Source organism: Streptomyces sp. adm13(2018), from assembly GCF_008042145.1.
Taxonomy (GTDB): Bacteria; Actinomycetota; Actinomycetes; order Streptomycetales; family Streptomycetaceae; genus Streptomyces.
In genome coordinates this window covers 1-15405 of record NZ_RDBH01000016.1, presented here as the reverse complement: position 1 = coordinate 15405, position 15405 = coordinate 1, and the positions used below count along the sequence as shown (strand labels likewise).

At 72.2% G+C, this 15405-nt stretch carries 14 protein-coding genes, 2 pseudogenes and 1 riboswitch; of the genes and pseudogenes, 7 read left to right on the top strand and 9 right to left on the bottom strand.

All coding sequences use genetic code 11. The annotated features are described in order from the left end of the window. The first annotated feature begins 61 nt into the window (after nt 1-61). Together EAO70_RS01905 and EAO70_RS01900 are read left to right on the top strand one after the other, a co-directional pair. Nucleotides 62-1333, top strand: a complete 1272-nt coding sequence (locus EAO70_RS01905) for a VWA domain-containing protein (RefSeq protein ID WP_148001292.1) — start codon at nt 62-64, stop codon at nt 1331-1333. Then, nucleotides 1333-2169 (top strand): hypothetical protein, encoded by an 837-nt coding sequence (locus tag EAO70_RS01900; protein WP_148001291.1) that lies wholly within the window; start codon nt 1333-1335, stop codon nt 2167-2169. The genes EAO70_RS01905 and EAO70_RS01900 overlap by 1 nt, the downstream gene beginning before the upstream one ends. Before the next feature lie 112 nt (nt 2170-2281). On the opposite strand, the gene EAO70_RS01895 is transcribed toward EAO70_RS01900, so the two are convergent. From EAO70_RS01895 to EAO70_RS01885, 3 genes and pseudogenes are all read right to left on the bottom strand, one after another. Beyond that, nucleotides 2282-3457 carry an MFS transporter gene (locus EAO70_RS01895; RefSeq protein WP_148001296.1) on the bottom strand — a complete coding sequence of 392 codons (1176 nt, stop codon included), beginning with the start codon at nt 3455-3457 and terminating at the stop codon, nt 2282-2284. Nucleotides 3458-3561: 104 nt separating this feature from the next. Further along, a pseudogene (locus EAO70_RS38710) lies at nt 3562-3831 on the bottom strand (cellulose binding domain-containing protein); the annotation flags it as partial. A gap of 223 nt (nt 3832-4054) precedes the next feature. Further along, complete coding sequence (locus EAO70_RS01885; protein ID WP_148001290.1) at nt 4055-5524, bottom strand: MFS transporter; 1470 nt, start codon at nt 5522-5524, stop codon at nt 4055-4057. A gap of 206 nt (nt 5525-5730) precedes the next feature. Between EAO70_RS01885 and EAO70_RS01880 the strand changes: the two genes are divergently transcribed. The 3 genes and pseudogenes from EAO70_RS01880 to EAO70_RS39945 all read left to right on the top strand — a co-directional run. Next, nucleotides 5731-6378 (top strand): TetR/AcrR family transcriptional regulator, encoded by a 648-nt coding sequence (locus tag EAO70_RS01880; RefSeq protein ID WP_148001295.1) that lies wholly within the window; start codon nt 5731-5733, stop codon nt 6376-6378. Between the two features lie 108 nt (nt 6379-6486). Then, entirely contained in the window at nt 6487-7092 is a 606-nt protein-coding gene (locus EAO70_RS01875; protein WP_148001289.1) for a dihydrofolate reductase family protein, read from the top strand. Nucleotides 7093-7134: 42 nt separating this feature from the next. Next, nucleotides 7135-7476 (top strand): annotated as a pseudogene (locus EAO70_RS39945) (EamA family transporter); the annotation flags it as partial. Nucleotides 7477-7589: 113 nt separating this feature from the next. On the opposite strand, the gene EAO70_RS01865 reads toward EAO70_RS39945, so the two are convergent. The 3 genes from EAO70_RS01865 to EAO70_RS01855 all read right to left on the bottom strand — a co-directional run bounded on the left by EAO70_RS01865 (nt 7590) and on the right by EAO70_RS01855 (nt 11000). Next, nucleotides 7590-8420 carry a bifunctional 5,10-methylenetetrahydrofolate dehydrogenase/5,10-methenyltetrahydrofolate cyclohydrolase gene (locus tag EAO70_RS01865; protein ID WP_187283682.1) on the bottom strand — a complete coding sequence of 277 codons (831 nt, stop codon included), beginning with the start codon at nt 8418-8420 and terminating at the stop codon, nt 7590-7592. Nucleotides 8421-8471: 51 nt separating this feature from the next. Further along, nucleotides 8472-8580, bottom strand: a riboswitch (ZMP/ZTP riboswitch). 283 nt (nt 8581-8863) lie between these two features. Continuing rightward, nucleotides 8864-9982, bottom strand: a complete 1119-nt coding sequence (locus EAO70_RS01860; RefSeq protein ID WP_148001287.1) for a fatty acid desaturase family protein — start codon at nt 9980-9982, stop codon at nt 8864-8866. 7 nt (nt 9983-9989) lie between these two features. Next, complete coding sequence (locus EAO70_RS01855) at nt 9990-11000, bottom strand: ferredoxin reductase (RefSeq protein WP_148001294.1); 1011 nt, start codon at nt 10998-11000, stop codon at nt 9990-9992. A gap of 131 nt (nt 11001-11131) precedes the next feature. Here EAO70_RS01855 and EAO70_RS01850 point away from each other — a divergent pair, with 131 nt between their 5' ends. Then, complete coding sequence (locus EAO70_RS01850) at nt 11132-12271, top strand: PucR family transcriptional regulator (protein WP_148001286.1); 1140 nt, start codon at nt 11132-11134, stop codon at nt 12269-12271. A gap of 104 nt (nt 12272-12375) precedes the next feature. On the opposite strand, the gene EAO70_RS01845 is transcribed toward EAO70_RS01850, so the two are convergent. Next, nucleotides 12376-13032, bottom strand: a complete 657-nt coding sequence (locus EAO70_RS01845) for a DUF4232 domain-containing protein (RefSeq protein WP_148001285.1) — start codon at nt 13030-13032, stop codon at nt 12376-12378. Nucleotides 13033-13244: 212 nt separating this feature from the next. Continuing rightward, nucleotides 13245-13484, bottom strand: a complete 240-nt coding sequence (locus EAO70_RS40190) for a hypothetical protein (RefSeq protein ID WP_410090948.1) — start codon at nt 13482-13484, stop codon at nt 13245-13247. 376 nt (nt 13485-13860) lie between these two features. On the opposite strand from EAO70_RS40190, the gene EAO70_RS01835 reads away from it, so the two are divergent. Beyond that, entirely contained in the window at nt 13861-14508 is a 648-nt protein-coding gene (locus EAO70_RS01835; protein ID WP_261992592.1) for a GOLPH3/VPS74 family protein, read from the top strand. Nucleotides 14509-14594: 86 nt separating this feature from the next. On the opposite strand, the gene EAO70_RS01830 is transcribed toward EAO70_RS01835, so the two are convergent. Next, the coding region (locus EAO70_RS01830) for a zinc ribbon domain-containing protein (RefSeq protein ID WP_315986194.1) at nt 14595-15405 on the bottom strand (811 nt) is incomplete at its 5' end.

Here is a 15405-nt window from a genome sequence, read left to right as displayed (position 1 = left end):
CCCCGGCCCCCGCGCCCGCCGCCGTTTTGGATTGTCGGAGGATCATCAATACGATCCGGCGATGATCACGAGAAAACGGCTGGCGACCGGGGCCTGCGCGCTGCTCGCCGCCCTGAGCGTCGCGCTCCTGCCGACGGGCGCGGCCGCGGACGCGCCGGTGGCGAAGGAATCACCCAAGGTCGAGCTGGTCCTCGACGTCAGCGGCTCGATGCGGGCCAAGGACATCGACGGCAAGTCCCGCATGGCCGCCGCCAAGCAGGCCTTCAACGAGGTCCTCGACGCGGTGCCCGAGGAGGTCCGGCTCGGCATCCGGACCCTGGGCGCCGACTATCCCGGGCCGGACCGCAAGCGGGGCTGCAAGGACACCCGGCAGCTCTACCCGGTGGGTCCGCTCGACCGGACCGAGGCGAAGACCGCGGTGGCCACCCTGGCGCCGACGGGCTGGACCCCGATCGGCCCGGCGCTCCTCGGCGCCGCCAAGGACCTGGAGGGCGGTGACGCCACCCGGCGGATCGTGCTCATCACGGACGGCGAGGACACCTGCGCCCCGCTCGACCCGTGCCAGGTGGCGCGCGAGATCGCGGCGAAGGGCATCCACCTCGTCATCGACACCCTGGGCCTGGTGCCGGACGCCAAGACCCGGCAGCAGCTCACCTGCATCGCGGAGGCCACCGGAGGCACGTACACCTCCGTCCACCGTACCGAGGAACTCTCGCGCCGCGTCAAGCAGTTGGTCGACCGTGCGGCCGATCCGGTCGTCACCCCGGTGGCCACCGAGGGCGCGCTGCGCTGCGCCGACGCGCCGCAGCTCAAGCCCGGCCTCTACACCGACCGCGAGGCCTTCGGCCAGCACCGCTGGTACCGGGTGGACCTGCTCCCGGGCCAGGAACTCCGGGCCTCCGTCAGCGTGTCGGCCGACCGGGCCGTCAACAACGACTACGGCGTCCTGCTGCGCGCCGTCACCCGGCACGGGCGGGAGATCGTCCGCGGCTCCGAGGCGGGTGACGGGCGCACCGACGTGATCTCGACCGGTCTGCGCTATCCGAAGCCGGGGCTCGACGAGCCCGACGACGGCAAGCCGGCCGCCGAGGAGGTCTGCCTCCAGGTCAGCAACTCGTTCTCCGCTCCCCCGTCGGTCAAGACGACGCCGGGCATGCCCATCGAGCTGACGGTCGACGTCGTCGACGGCCCGTCGACCGCCTCGGACGTGGCCTCCTTCGGTCTCGGGCGTGGCTGGTGGCTGCTGGGCGCGCTGGTGCTCGTCGGCTTCGTGGCCGGTCTGCTCTGGGGCTGGCTGTCCCGCTGGCGCGTCGCTGTCTGGAGGACCCACTGATGCGTACCGTACGCGCGCTCGCCGCGGCCGCCCTCGCGGGCGCCGCCCTTCTCGGGCCGGCCTCCCCGGCGGCCCTGGCCGACTCCCCCTCGCCCTCGACGTCCCCCGGCGAGGACAGCCGTTCCACGGCGGGGCCGACCGAGGCCGGCACCACGTTCCGCACGGCCGCCCGCTTCCTGCCGGGGCAGCAGGCCACGGCGCAGGCCGCCACGGGTGACTACCTGTACTGGGTGTTCCCCGCCGACACCGGACAGCGGCCGACGGTGGACGCCACCGTCACCCTGCCCGACGCCGCCCTGCGGCACGGGCCCGCCACCTGGCGGGTCGACGTCTACGACGGGCTGCGGCGCCGTCAGCCCTGCATGTACGGGACCCAGTCCCGGGCCGCGGCGAAGGAGACCGCGACCGTACGGCTCACCTGCGTGCTGCGCCCGGTCCGCGCCTCCGCCGACGCGTGGTCGGACGATCCGCTGCCCGGCAGCTACTACGTGCGGCTGACCGCGGTCTCGCTCCCGGACGAGGATCTCGGCCAGCCGTTCACGGCCCGGCTCGGCGTCACCACCCTCGACAAGGGCGGCGCCTACGCGACCGACGGAGCGCTCGCCGCGCCCCTGGTGCCCGGGGCGAAGACGGCGGACCTGGCGGAGGCCGACGAGAAGGCCGGCCGTCCGTCCGCGGTCGAGGCGGCTGCCCCGGAGGACGGCTGGTCCTCCGGCTGGTGGTCGGACCGCTGGCTCTGGACCGCGGCGGGCGGCATCCTCGCGGCCCTCGCCGGCATCGGCGGGTACGTGCTGACGCGCGGCGGCCGCCCGTCCCGGGTCCCGCCGACCGCCTGACCGGTCGGCCCCGGTGCACCCGAAGGCCCCCACCGCGCAGGTGCGGTGGGGGCCTTCGGGCGTCTCCGGGGGGCGCCGGGCGCGCCCGGGAGCTGTCTGGGCCCGGGCCGCCTCACCCCCGGGTGGGGAAGCCGTGGGTGCGGGCTCCCGCCACGATCGCCACCGCGGGGACGAGGAGGACGAGCACGCTCCAGGACAGGGCTCCTGCCCCGAGGACGTCGAGCAGGACGCCGCCGGCGACGCCGCCCGCCGCCATGGCGGCGTTCCACAGGCTGACCAGCAGGGTCTGCGCCGTATCGGCGTGCGCGCCACCCGCGTCGGCGGCGGCCGTCTGGAGGAGGGTGGGCGCGCCGCCCCACCCGAGCCCCCAGAGCAGGGCGGCCGTCAGGACGAGGGCGGTGCTGCCGGCCGGGACGGCGAGCACGGCGGCCGCCACCGCCACGAGGAGCGTGCCGCCCAGGGTCAGGGCCCTGAGCCTGCGGTCGATGTGCCGTCCGGTGAACCAGATCCCGACGAGCGAGGCCACGCCGAACACGAGCAGGACGAGCCCGGTGGACCCGGCCAGACCGCGATGGCCGAGGTAGGCGGAGACGTAGGTGTAGAGGACGGTGTGGGCCAGGACGAGGGTGAACGTCACGGCGAGCACGGGCAGGACGCCGGGCACCCGCAGGGTCCGGGCGACCGGCGCCCGGCCGCCGCGCTCCCCGCCGGGCAGGTCGGGGACGGCGAGGGCGATCCAGCCGAGGAGCCCGACGGCGATCACCGTCATGGCGGTGAAGGCGGCCCGCCAGCCCACGGCCTCGCCGAGGAAGGTGCCGGCCGGTACGCCGAGGGAGAGCGCCAGGGGGATGCCGGTCATGGCGACGGCAACGGCGCGGCCCTGGAGGTGCGGTGGGGCGATGCGCCGGGCGTAGCCGGCGAGCAGGGCCCAGGCCACGCCCGCGGCGACGCCGGCGAGGAAGCGGGCGCCCATGGTGAGGGCGTACGAGGAGGAGAGGGCCGTCACGGTGTTGGCGGCGGCGAAGCCGGCGACCGAGGTGAGGAGCAGGCGCTTGCGGCGCCAGGCGGCGGTGCGGGCGGCCAGCGGGACGGCGGTGAGGGCGGTGCCGAGGGCGTAGACGGTGACGGCCTGCCCCATCGCGGCCTCGCCGACCCCGAGGTCGGCGCTCATGGCGGGCAGGACGCCGGCGGGGAGGGTCTCGGTCAGGCTGGTGACGAAGACGGCGGTGGCGAGGGCGAGCAGCGCGAGCAGCGGCAGCCGGCCGGAGGCGGGGAACACCCAGTACAGGTAGTCACCCGTGGCGGCCTGCGCCGGGGTCGTGACCGGGGTGCGGGCGGTCAACGGCGTTTTGGTCTGGACCTCTTGACGGTTGGTCCAGACCTTTCTAGGGTCGCGGGGAAGTCCCACTCGACGGTCCAGGAGGAGAGCGTCGTGGTGCCGGTGTTCTTCACCGTCCACTTGCCCTCGAAGCCCGAACCCCAGTCCGAGGCCTTGGTGTAGACGGCGGTGGCGGAGGCCGAGGCCTCCGCGGGGGCGGCAAGGCCGACCATGGCCGCCAGCGGCAGGCACAGCGCGGTGAGCCCCGCGAAGGCCCTGGACCGCAGGGTCGGGGAGGTGGTGGAAGCCGATCGGGTGCGGCGCCGCCGCAGGGGGGTACTCAAGGAAACTCCTCAGGTGAGGTCCGGCAGGCAGGGCTCTCCCCTGGCCTGTCAACTCTGCGTGTCCCTGAGTGCGTGGTGTCTTTCCTCGGCACCCACCGCAGTGTCCCCGCGACCCTAGAAAGGTCTGGACCAACCGTCAAGAGGTCCAGACCAAAACGCCGTTGACCGCCCGCACCCCGGTCACGACCCTCGCCCCGAGGCGGGCGAGGGTGGGCGAGGGTGCTCAGGCGGCCTCCTCCACCGGGTGCTCTTCCACCGAGCGGGAATCGGTGAGGCTCAGTGCGCCGCCGGCGGCGATCAGGCCGACGACGACCGCGAGGAGGGCGTAGGTGATGCGCTCACCGTGGAAGAAGGACGCGACGAGGTCGCCGCTCCAGGTGCCGGCGGGGAGCTGGGTGGTGACCAGGACGGCGATCAGCGTGCCGACGACGGCGGTGCCGATGCTGGAGCCGACTTCCTGGGCGGTGTCGTTGAGTGCGGTGCCGAGGGAGGTGCGGTTGGCGGGCATGGCGTCGACGAGGGCGACCGCGCAGATCGTCATGACGGTGCGCAGGCCGATGGTCATGAGGACCATGCAGAGCGCGATGACGGCGTATCCGTGCTCGACGCCCCAGGCGAGCCCGGCGAGCGCCCCGGCGAGGAACCCCGCGCCCACGAGGCAGGCGATGCGGTGGCCGAACCGCCGGGCGAGCCACTCCGAGAGGGGGGTGGCCAAAAGCATGGTCGCGATGATCGGCAGGTTGGCGAGGCCGGCCCGCACCGGGCTCCAGCCGTAGGCGTACTGGAAGTGCAGGATCAGGCCGAACATGACGCTGGCCATGGCGATGGACGTGCCCGTCTGTGCGAGGGCGGCGCCCCGGACGGTGCCGCGCGAGAAGAGGCGCAGATCGAGCATGGGGGCGCTTGTGCGGCGCTCGTGCCGGACGAACCAGAGCGCCGCGGCGAGGGCCCCGACGGCCGACCCGAGGGTGAGCACGGAGAGCCAGCCGTGCTCGACGCCGCTGGTCAGGCAGTAGCAGGCGAGGCCGATGGCGGCGACGCTCAGGACGGCGCCCGGCACGTCGAGGGAGTCCTTCGTGAGGTCCTGCGGGCGGTCCGCCGGGACGCCGAGCCGCACGCCGACGCAGGCGATCACCGCGATGGGGGCGTTGACGAGGAGCAGCCACTCCCAGGAGACGTGGGCCAGCGCCGTACCGCCGAGCAGCGGGCCGAGGACGAATCCGGACATGCCGACGATGATCATCACGGTCATGGCCCGCATGCRGAGGGCCTTGTCGTCGAAGAGCCGGAAGACGAGGGAGTTCGTGATCGGCGCCATCGCGGCAGCGGCTATGCCGAGCCCGGCACGCAGGGCGATGAGGCCGCCCGCGGAGTGGACCAGCAGGACGCCGAGGCTGAGCGTGCCGAAGACGGCGAGCCCGATGAGCAGCACGCGGCGGCGCCCGAACCGGTCCGCGATGGACCCGGCGGTGAGCAGCAGCCCACCGAAGGTGAGCGAGTAGGCGCCCGTCACCCACTGCAGCGCGGTCGTGCCCGCGCCGAGGTCGCGGCCGATGGTGGGCAGTGCGATCGACAGCAGGGTGTTGTCGACCATCTCGACGAAGAAGGCCAGGCAGAGCGCGGCCAGCGGGATCCACGCCGCGCGCAGCGACGGGTAGGTGCGGGGTGGGTGGGTGAGCGTGGCGGTGGTCATGGCGCACTCCTTTCGATCGAACGTGGTTCGAGTATCGAACGCTGTTCCATACGGTACGATAGAACAGCGTTCGATCCAATGCAAAGGCCCGATGCGGAATCCCGGCGCGGGTGTCCGACTCAGATGTCCGGTCCACGAGTGAGGTGCACGCCATGGCACGCCAGCAGTCCCGCGCCGGCGGCGGACGCCGACGCGCTTCCCACTCGATGGAGTCCGTCCTGGGCGAGGCGGTCGCCCTCCTGGACGAGGCGGGTGCCCCGGCCCTGACCTTCCGGGCCCTGGCCCAGCGCCTGGGAGGGGGCGTCGCCAGCATCTACTGGTACGTCGCGAACAAGGACGAGCTCCTCGACCTCGCCACGGACCACGTCATGGCCGGCGTCCTCGCCGACCTGGAGAAGCTCCCGCCCACCCGGGACGCGATCGACGACCTGCGCGCGATGGCCGTCACCCTCTTCGACGCGGTCGTCCGCCGCCCGTGGCTCGGCGCGTACTTCATGCGGAACACCGACGTGCAGAGCAACTCCCTGCGCATCTACGAGATGCTCGGCCGGCAGACCCTGCGTCTGGACCTCACCGCCCGCCAGCGCTTCCACGCCGTCTCGGCGGTGATCGGCGTCGTCGTCGGCTCCGCCGTCGACATGGGTCAGGAACCGCCCCAGGAGATCCTGGACGGGGCGACCGACCGGGACGAGTACCTGGGCCGTTTCGCCCGGACCTGGCGGGAGCTCGCCCCCCAGGACTTCCCCTTCATCCACGACATCGTGGACGAGTTCGACGGCCACGACGACACGGATCAGTTCCGGTCCGCCCTCGACCTCACCCTCACCGGCCTCCGCCGGCAGGCGGGCCTCTGACCGGCCCGCGGTTCCCCCGGGTCGATTCCGCCCGCTTCGCGGCGCGGCCGATGAGTCTGCCGCTCCTGGACGGTCCAAGCTGGTGACAGCCCAGGAAAGGACACCGTCATGTCGGAGCTTCTCGTCGACTTCATCACCTCCCTCGACGGCTACGCGTCGGGCGAGGGATGGCCCGGGTTCTGGGGCCTCGAAGGTCCGGAGTACCTCGCGTGGCTCGGCACACAACCCCAGGTCACCTACCTCATGGGAGCGAACACCTACCGCCTGATGTCGGGCTTCGCCGCGGGCGAGGTGCCCGGGGGCCAGGACGAGTTCCGGCCCGAGGAGGAGGCATCCGTCGACGAGCTCACACGCGCGACGAAGCTGGTCTTCTCCTCCTCGCTCGAAGAGCCGCTGAGCTGGGCGAACTCCGCCCTCGTCCGCGACGACGCCGTCGAGGCGGTCCGCTCCATGAAGTCGACCGGCTCGGGGCTCCTCAGCACGATCGGCAGCCTCAGCCTGTCCCGCTCCCTGCTGCGAGCCGGACTCGTCGACCGCTTCCGCGTCGTGATGTTCCCCGTGATCACGGGCGCCACGGGCGCGGAACGCATCTACGACGGTTATCCCGACGTCGCTCTTGAGATGACCGAGCACCGCACCTTCGACAACAGCATCCAGCTCGTCGAGTACGCGCCGCGCGTGCTCGAACACCCGCCGCTCGCCGCCCCTGCGTGACGTCGCCTCGCTCACCGCTCGGGCCGGCCGCTCTCCACCTCTGTGGGAAGGGGTACGAACTCTGCCTCCCGCGCGGCATGTACGGCCTACTCTGCGCGGGCGTCGTATCCGCCGGTCGGGCGAGCCGGATCTCATGGGTTTCGCCAGGGGCCGGAGGGCCCCGCGCGCCGGTACGTTCACCCCGTCCTTGCCACGGAGGGGGTCGGCGTGAGCGGTGTGGTGTTGGTGCTGGTGGCCGCGGTGTTATGGGGCACGGTGGGGCCGGCGCAGGTCTGGGCCGGGAGTGGGGCTCATCCGGTGTCGCTGGGGGCGGCCCGGATGCTGGTGGGTGGGCTGCTGCTCGCGRCGGTGATGGTGGGCACGGGTTCAAGGTTCGCCGGTCCGCGGCTCCGCGGCCACCCTTTTAGGGCCGCGGAGAGCGGCCTGTACAGAAACGTGACCAACGCGCCCTCCGATCGCGCCCCTCGCTCCTTCCGTCGCCCCGTCACGAACCGGTCCTACAGGCCGAGCTGGCGCTCGGCGCCCTCGACGGTCTGGGCGAGGAGTACGGCGATGGTCATGGGGCCGACGCCGCCCGGGACGGGGGTGATGAGGGAGGCGCGCTCCGCGGCCGAGGCGAAGTCGACGTCGCCGACGTTGCCCGGGTTGTAGCCGGCGTCGACGACGACGGCACCGGGCTTGATGTCCGCGCCCTTGATGAAGTTCGGCTTGCCGACCGCGGCCACGAGGACGTCGGCCTCGCGGACGACTGAGGAGAGGTCCTCGGTACGGGAGTGGCAGTAGGTGACGGTGGCGTCGCGGCCGAGGAGGAGCAGGCCGGCCGGCTTCCCGAGGATCGCGCTGCGGCCCACGACGACGGCGCGCTTCCCGCGGAGTTCGACGCCGTACGCGTCGAGGAGGCGCATGATGCCGCCGGGCGTGCACGAGACGAAGCCGGGCAGACCGAAGCCCATGGCGGCGAAGGAGGCCGTGGTGACGCCGTCGACGTCCTTCTCCGGCGCGATGGCCTCGAAGGCGGCGCGCTCGTCGATGTGCGGGCCGACGGGGTGCTGGAGGAGGATGCCGTGGACCTCGGGGTCCTCGGAGAGGGCCGTGATCGCTGCGACGAGTTCGGCGGTGGTCGTGGTCGCGGGCAGTTCGACGTGACGGGACCGGATTCCGGCCTTCGCACAGCGGTTCTGCTTCATCTTCACGTAGGTGACCGAGGCCGGGTCCGCTCCGACCAGGACGGTCGCGAGACAGGGCGTGACCCCGGTGCGACGGGTGACCTCGGCGGCGCGGGCGGCGGTCTCCTCGACGGTGTGGCGGGCGAGGGCGGTGCCGTCCATGAGGGTGGCGGTACTGGTGGACACGGGAACTCCTGGGCGTCGTCTCTGACAGGGGGTCGCCCAGGCGCACGGCATCGGTGCGGTCGCGCCGGTCGAGCACGCCTCCGCCGGGCCGCTCCCCGGTGGTGATCCACCTCAAGCGCCAGTCACGGCCCGAGCCCCACTCTACGTGAGCGGTCGGAGGCCGGTCCCGGACAGGGTGCGCGGAACCGGGCGCCGGAGCGCTTGTCGACGGCGCCCCCGCGCCGCACGATGAGCCGGACGGGCCGGGACGACCTCGACGAGGAGGCCGAGAATCCGTTCCGGCGGCGCGGCCGAGACCGTGCCCACCGTGGACCGGCGGCGCTGGGAGAACCACGAACGCACCGGCCGCGCCTCGCCGGATGTCGCTCGCACCGGCGGTGCCGTCGGTACGGCCGAAGAGCCCGAACCAGTACCGGGAGTCAGGCCGCGACGAGCTCCTGCTCGCGGTCCGGCGTCTTGACCTTGGGCTTCTTGTTCGGCAGCGAGAGCCGGAAGACCTTGCGCCACGCGGAGAACACCTGCTTGGGCAGCGGTCCGGTGACGTACTCCAGCTCGTACTTCTCGAACAGTGCGCGCACCTTCACCGCGACCTCGGCGTACCGGTTGCTCGGCAGGTCCGGGAACAGGTGGTGCTCGATCTGGTGCGACAGGTTGCCGGTCATGAAGTGCATGGCCCTGCTGCCGCTGATGTTCGCCGAGCCCATCATCTGGCGCAGGTACCACTGGCCGCGCGTCTCGCCCTTGATCGACCGGCGCTCGAAGACCTGTACACCCTCGGGGAAGTGCCCGCACATGATCACCGAATGGGACCAGATGTTGCGGACCAGGTTCGCGGTGAACGTGGCGGCGAGCGTGGGGAGGAACGACGGGCCCGACAGCAGCGGGTGGATCACGTAGTCCTTGAGCACCTGCTTGCGGATCTTGCGGCCCACGGCCCTGGCCCGCGCGCGGAACTCCGGGCTGTTGCGGCGGCGCTTGTTCAGGTTCTTGCCGAGCTCCAGGTCGTACGCCGCGATGCCGTACTCGAAGAAGCAGGCGTTGATGAAGTTCCACAGCGGCTGGCCGAGGTGGAACGGGTGCCACTTCTGGTCCTCGTCGACGCGCATGATGCCGTAGCCGAGGTCGTTGTCCTTGCCGATCACGTTGGTGTACGTGTGGTGCAGCTCGTTGTGCGAGTGCTTCCACTGCTCGGACGGCGAGACGTGGTCCCACTCCCAGGTGGTGGAGTGGATCTTCGGATCCCGCATCCAGTCCCACTGGCCGTGCAGGACGTTGTGGCCGATCTCCATGTTGTCCATGATCTTCGCCACGGACAGCCCGGCGGTGCCGATCAGCCACGCGGGCGGGAAGATCGAGAACAGCAGCACGCCCCTGCTGGCCAGCTCGAGCTTGCGCTGCGCCGAGATGACCTTACGGATGTAGGCGGCGTCCTTCTCACCGCGGCCGGCAAGCACCTCATCGCGGATCGCGTCCAGCTCGCGGCCGAGCTCCTCGATCTGCTCCGCGGTGAGGTGGGCGGTGGGGTCGATGGCGGTCAAGGTGCTCCTACCGTTCGATGTCGCAGGGGCCCGCCGCGGCGGACACACAGGTCTGGATGAGGACGCCCGGCTCGGCCTCGGTGATCTCGCCGGTGCGCAGGTCGCGGACGGCGCCCGCCTTGAGCGGCGTGACGCAGCCGAAGCAGATGCCCATGCGGCACCCGGACGGCATGAGCACGCCGGCCTCCTCGCCGACGTCCAGCAACGGCGTGGCGCCGTCCGCGTCGACAGTCCTGCCGGTGGCGCTGAAGGTGACCTCGCCGCCTTCACCGGCGACGACGATGCCGGGGCGGAAGCGTTCGGTGTGCAGGCGCTCTCGTACGCCGTGCTCGGTCCAGTGCTCTTCGGCGGCGTCGAGCAGGCCCGCGGGCCCGCAAGCCCAGGTCTCGCGCTCGGCCCAGTCGGGCACGAGTTCGTCGAGACGGGCGATGTCGAGCATGCCGTCCGTGTCGGTGTGCACCTCGGTGAGCCGCAGCTTCCTGTCCACGGCCAGGCCGTGCAGTTCGTCGCGGAAGATCACGTCGTGCGGCTTCGGCGCGCAGTGGACCATGACGGCGTCGTCGAGCTCGATGTCGCGCAGCATGCCCATCACAGGCGTGATGCCACTGCCGGCGGTCAGGTAGAGCACCTTGGCGGGCTTGGCCTGCGGCAGGACGAAGTCACCGGTCGGCTGGTCGAGCTGGATCAGCGTGCCCGGTTGCGCCCTGCGGACCAGGTGGTTGCTGACCTTGCCGTCCGGGATCGCCTTCACGGTGATCGTGACGCGGCCGTCCCGGCGGTGTGTCGGCGAGGTGATGGAGTAGGCACGCCACAGGCGCACCCCGTCGACGTCGACCCCGATCCGCACGTACTGACCCGCTGTGTGGCCGCGCCAGCCTCGTCCCGGTCTGATCACGACGGTCGCGGCGTCATCCGTCTCGGGGTGCACGGCCTCGATGCGCCCCCTCAGGTCAGCTCCCGCGCGCAGCGGGCTGACCAGGTCGAGGTAGTCCGACGGCAGCAGCGGCGTCGTGACCATCTCCAGCAGTTTCCACGCCCTGCTGCGGAGGGTTGCACTCGTCATGACTCCAGCTTGCTGTCCCTCGAGGCGTAAAGTCCTGACCGTAGGACGTAAATCTGATCGGCTAGATTGTTCGCAGGGAACAAAACGTGAGCCATGCAATCCGGAGGGCCAGCGAACTGGCCTTGGACGAGACGACGGTCACCGCACTTCGTGCCGAGCTGAAGACCACCGCCGACGAGGTCGTCCAGGCGATCATCGACGAGGTCCCTCCCTACGCGAACGCCCTTTCGGGCCGCATGGGAGGCACCATCCGCCGAGCCGTCCGCACCGCCCTGGGGCACTACCTGGACCTCGCGAGCGGAAACGCCACAAGCGGCGACGCCGGTGACGCCGCCTATGAGCTGGGCCGCGGCGAGGTGCGCTCCGGCCGTTCGATGGACGCCCTGCTCGGCGCGTACCGCGTCGGCGCCCGCGTGGCCTGGCGATGCCTGGCAGCGGGCGCCGTACCCGCGGGCCTGCCCGCCGCCGACGTCGCCAAGTTCGCCGAGCTGACCTTCGCCTACATCGACGAGCTCTCCGCCGCGAGCGCCGCGGGCCACGCCGACGAACTGGCCGCCCGGGGCAGGGCTCACGAGCGCCACCTGGAACACCTGGCCCGCGACCTGCTCGCCGGCGCGAGCCCGGACGTGCTGCTGGCCTCCGTCCAGCGGGCCGGGTGGCAGCCTCCGGTCTCACTGACCGCGGTCCTGCTGCCCGCCGCGCAGGCCCGGCCCGCCTACCGCGCGCTCGACCCGAGCACTCTCGTCCTCGACGATCTACCGGACGCCACCGGTGTGCTGCTCGTCCCCGATGCCGACCGATCACATCTCCTGCGGCAGCTCACCGACCGCGCCGCCGTGATCGGCCCGGCCCGGCCATGGACGCGCGCGTCCGCCTCGTACACCCGAGCCGCACGCGCGCGCTTGCTCTCCTCCGACATTCGCGACACCGAGGACCACCTGCCCGAGCTGGTGCTGAGCGCCGACGTGGACGCGTTCGCGGACCTGCGTGCCCGGGCCCTCGCACCGTTGCGGACCGTGCCTGTCGCCACCGCACGGCGGCTGGAGGAGACGTTGCGGGAGTGGCTGCTGCACCAGGGCAGGCGGGACGAGGTGGCGGCGGCGTTGTTCGTCCATCCCCAGACAGTCCGGTACCGGATGTCGCAGCTGCGAGAGCTGTTTCCGGATCTCGCATCGCCTCACCGGGTTCTCGAACTGACGTTGGCGGTCGGTCTCCGGGCGGGCTGACGTGTTCCTCGACCGTCCACGACCGCCCCCTCGAACCGTCGATGCCCGCCCGCCCCGCGCCGGGGGCGGACGGGCTCCGTCGTTGCGACGAGGGCCTGGGCCTTTCAGCCGCCCTGGCCGATGCTGCCCATCGGTCCGATCTCCACCGTGGTCTCGGGGTCTTCGGTGATGGGGAGCGAGGGCTCGCCGGGCCACTTCAGGGTGACGGACTTCGTCTCGTCCGGCGGCGTGACGACGAGTCCCCTGATCCTCACGCCGGATCCGCCGGAGCCGTTCCCCCGGTAGAAGATGCCGAAGAAGGTGGGCTCACCGGGCTTCAGCGTCGTCCCGTCGTCCTTCTGGTCCCGGCGCTTCGCGGGGATCGCGCGCTCGCTCGACAGCAGGTTCACACCGGCGAACCCCCTGATGGAACAACTCCGATCGGACGTGTTGCGCAGCTCCACGGCGACGGCCTTGGTCGGGTCGTCGCCGACGGTGGCGTCGCTCGCCTTGATCGTCAGGTCGTCCGTGTGGCACCTCTCGGTCTTCCCGGTACCGCCGGACTCCTGGCGCCTCGAGCCCTCATCCGTCGGCCCCTCATCCGGGGCCGTGGTGCCGGCGGATTCGTCCTCCTCCGGGGTGGGGGACTGCGTCGGCGTCCCGGCGGAGGTGGCGCTGGGCGACGACGGGGCGGCGGTGTCCGTCGCGTCACCCCCGCACGCCGAGAGGGACAGCCCCGCCACGACGGCGACGGCGGTGACGGCAAGCCTGTTCATGCGCATGGATCTGCTCCTCGAAGGTGTGGGGCATGCGTGGTGCGGCCTTCCGCACGGCGGTGTCGGCCGGTCGGCCCCCGGGCAGCTCGACCGCGTCTGCCCGCGGTCACCACCGGGCTGCCGCCCCGGGGGCCCGGGGGGCTAGCGCGGGAGTTCGACCGTCCGCTCGGGGATCATGGCCGTAGGGCCGTGGATGTTCCCGCGGGGGAGGCTCGGCATCACCGAGGCGTCCCCGCGACGCGCAGCCCCGTCACACCGTGCACGCGCAGCAGGGCGTCGACGACCGCCCCTTCGCGGGTGCCCTGTGCCTCGGTCCGGGCGTCCAGGTTGGGCCGGTCCATCGCGGGGTGGAGGTAGGCCCGGGAGGCGCTGAACCGCTCGCCGTCACGGATGTTGCTGGAGACCAGCCCCGCGCCGTCGAGCTCCGCTCCGTTGACGCCGCGCACGGATCGGGACATGGCGGCGCACCGGGCACGGTCCCTGGGGCTCCGGTGAGCGCCTCGGGGGCGGATGCGGAGCCGTTTCCCGCGCATCCCCCCGCACGGTCGCCACTCCCCCCGAATGTACGACGACACCGCCCACGAGGAATGGCGGCCCGATTCCGGCGGCGCCGGGAACTGTGCCGTAACGTCGCCAGTTTCCCCGTACGAGCACGAGGTAGAAGTCCCGACGTGCGAAGGGGCCGGGCGGTGGGGGAAAGACTCCGCGCCCCGGTTCGGGGGAACTGAACTGGCTGTCGACGCATGGCAGTGGACAGGGCGCCGCTCGCGCTCTTCTTCGGGACCGCTCCTTCGTAAGAGGGGGCCTTGTGACGGCAAAGGATTCATCGTGTCGATGACGCTCGCCCAGAAGCTCTATCTGTTGTGCTATTCGGTGCCGCGGGAGAAGTTTCCGCTCGACGACATCCAGGGGCGCGGCCAGCTCCTGCGGGCCGGAGCGCTCACCGAACTGGCCCGCACCGGGCACCTCGACGCCACCGGGGGCAAGGTGAGGCGGCTGCCCGGCACACCGCCGCAGGACCCGTTCGTGGCCGGGGTCTGGCAGGACCTGCCCGAGGACGCGCCCCGCGGCTGGCTGAAGTTCCTCCACAACAAGGCGCACACCGCCGAGATCCCGGTCCGCGACCAACTGGCCGACGCCGGCCGCGTCACGGTCACCCGGGAGAAGAAGCTCGGCCTCGTACCCCTCGACCGGGTCGACGTGGTGCACCCGGAGGAGGTACAGGCCCTGCAGGACCAGGCACGCTCCGTCGTCCTGGACGGCGGCGAGCGACCCGAGGCGCTGACCGACGAGCTGGCCATGGCCGTCTTCGCGGCGGAGCTGGAGTTGTCGCCGGTCTGGAGCAAGGAGGACCGCCGGAACCACCGGGCGATACTGACGGCCTACGCCACGCGCTACGACGAGTTCGTCCCCGGGCTGCGGAAGGCTCTGCGCGACTCCTACCTCGCCGGCCGGGCCGTCGGAGGCGGCTGGAGCGCCTGAACCTATGCCGCGGGCCCCTCCCCCTTGCCCGGCCGGTCGACTGCGCCCCGGCCGCGCCGTCGGCCGCCGAGCGGTGCCGCGTCGTCTCAGCTCCGCTGGAAGAACTCCACCTCCGCAAGGGCGAGATGCCGTCCCGGGGCCAGGCCGACGGGCGAACGGAGCGTCAGCCGAACCGTCTTCACGTCGCTGATCCCGGTCTGGATCGTCTGTGGGCCCGCCTTGTCGCTCAGGGTGAGTTCCTTGGTCCGGCGCGTGCCGTCCGCCGCCGTCACCTCCATGTCCAGCTGCAGGGCGCGTCCCTGACGGGCGTACTCCTCGGGGGACTTGGACGCGCCGTTCGTGATGATCAGGTCGACCATCCGGAACGGCTTGCGGAACGTGTACGTCACCGAGGCACCCGCTCCGGGGGCCGCCCAGTACTTGTTGTTGATGCCGTCCGTGGTGTTCGTCACGGGATGTCCGGGAAACTCGCCGCTCCCCTCGGTCCTCTCGGGCGTGATGGCCGTGGCCTTGCCCAGCTTGTCCCGGGTGTCCTCGATCAGGGCCCGGCCCGCGGGCATCAGGAGGAACCCGGCGGCGCACAGTGCGAGCACGGCCAGGAGGATCACGACGAAGCGTGTGCCCTTCCCCGAACCCGCCCGCGCCCGGCGCCGGAACGGCCACACGGTACGCCACCACGGCAACGGCGCCGCCTTCGGCGCGGGTCGCAACTCCGCGGCGCAGCGCCGGCAGAAGCGCCGGTCCGGCCGGTTGGCCGCCCCGCACGCCGGGCAGGCGAGCCCGCTCCCCTCGTCCTCCACCGCTGCCGGGCGCACGACCGGACGCGGTGCCACGGCCTTCGCCGGGAGCACGGGCAGGATCGGGTCGCCGGCGGGCGCGGGGCCGGCGGGCGTGCGC

Bases quoted from the DNA above. Each gene is read 5' to 3' on its own strand.
- EAO70_RS01905 (WP_148001292.1), top strand. From the start codon at position 62: ATGATCACGAGAAAACGGCTGGCGACCGGGGCCTGCGCGCTGCTCGCC.
- EAO70_RS01865 (WP_187283682.1), bottom strand. From the start codon at position 8,420: ATGGACGGCACCGCCCTCGCCCGCCACACCGTCGAGGAGACCGCCGCC.
- EAO70_RS01900 (WP_148001291.1), top strand. From the start codon at position 1,333: ATGCGTACCGTACGCGCGCTCGCCGCGGCCGCCCTCGCGGGCGCCGCC.
- EAO70_RS01875 (WP_148001289.1), top strand. From the start codon at position 6,487: ATGTCGGAGCTTCTCGTCGACTTCATCACCTCCCTCGACGGCTACGCG.
- EAO70_RS01845 (WP_148001285.1), bottom strand. From the start codon at position 13,032: ATGCGCATGAACAGGCTTGCCGTCACCGCCGTCGCCGTCGTGGCGGGG.
- EAO70_RS01835 (WP_261992592.1), top strand. From the start codon at position 13,861: ATGACGCTCGCCCAGAAGCTCTATCTGTTGTGCTATTCGGTGCCGCGG.
- EAO70_RS01855 (WP_148001294.1), bottom strand. From the start codon at position 11,000: ATGGTCACGACGCCGCTGCTGCCGTCGGACTACCTCGACCTGGTCAGC.
- EAO70_RS01880 (WP_148001295.1), top strand. From the start codon at position 5,731: ATGGAGTCCGTCCTGGGCGAGGCGGTCGCCCTCCTGGACGAGGCGGGT.
- EAO70_RS40190 (WP_410090948.1), bottom strand. From the start codon at position 13,484: ATGTCCCGATCCGTGCGCGGCGTCAACGGAGCGGAGCTCGACGGCGCG.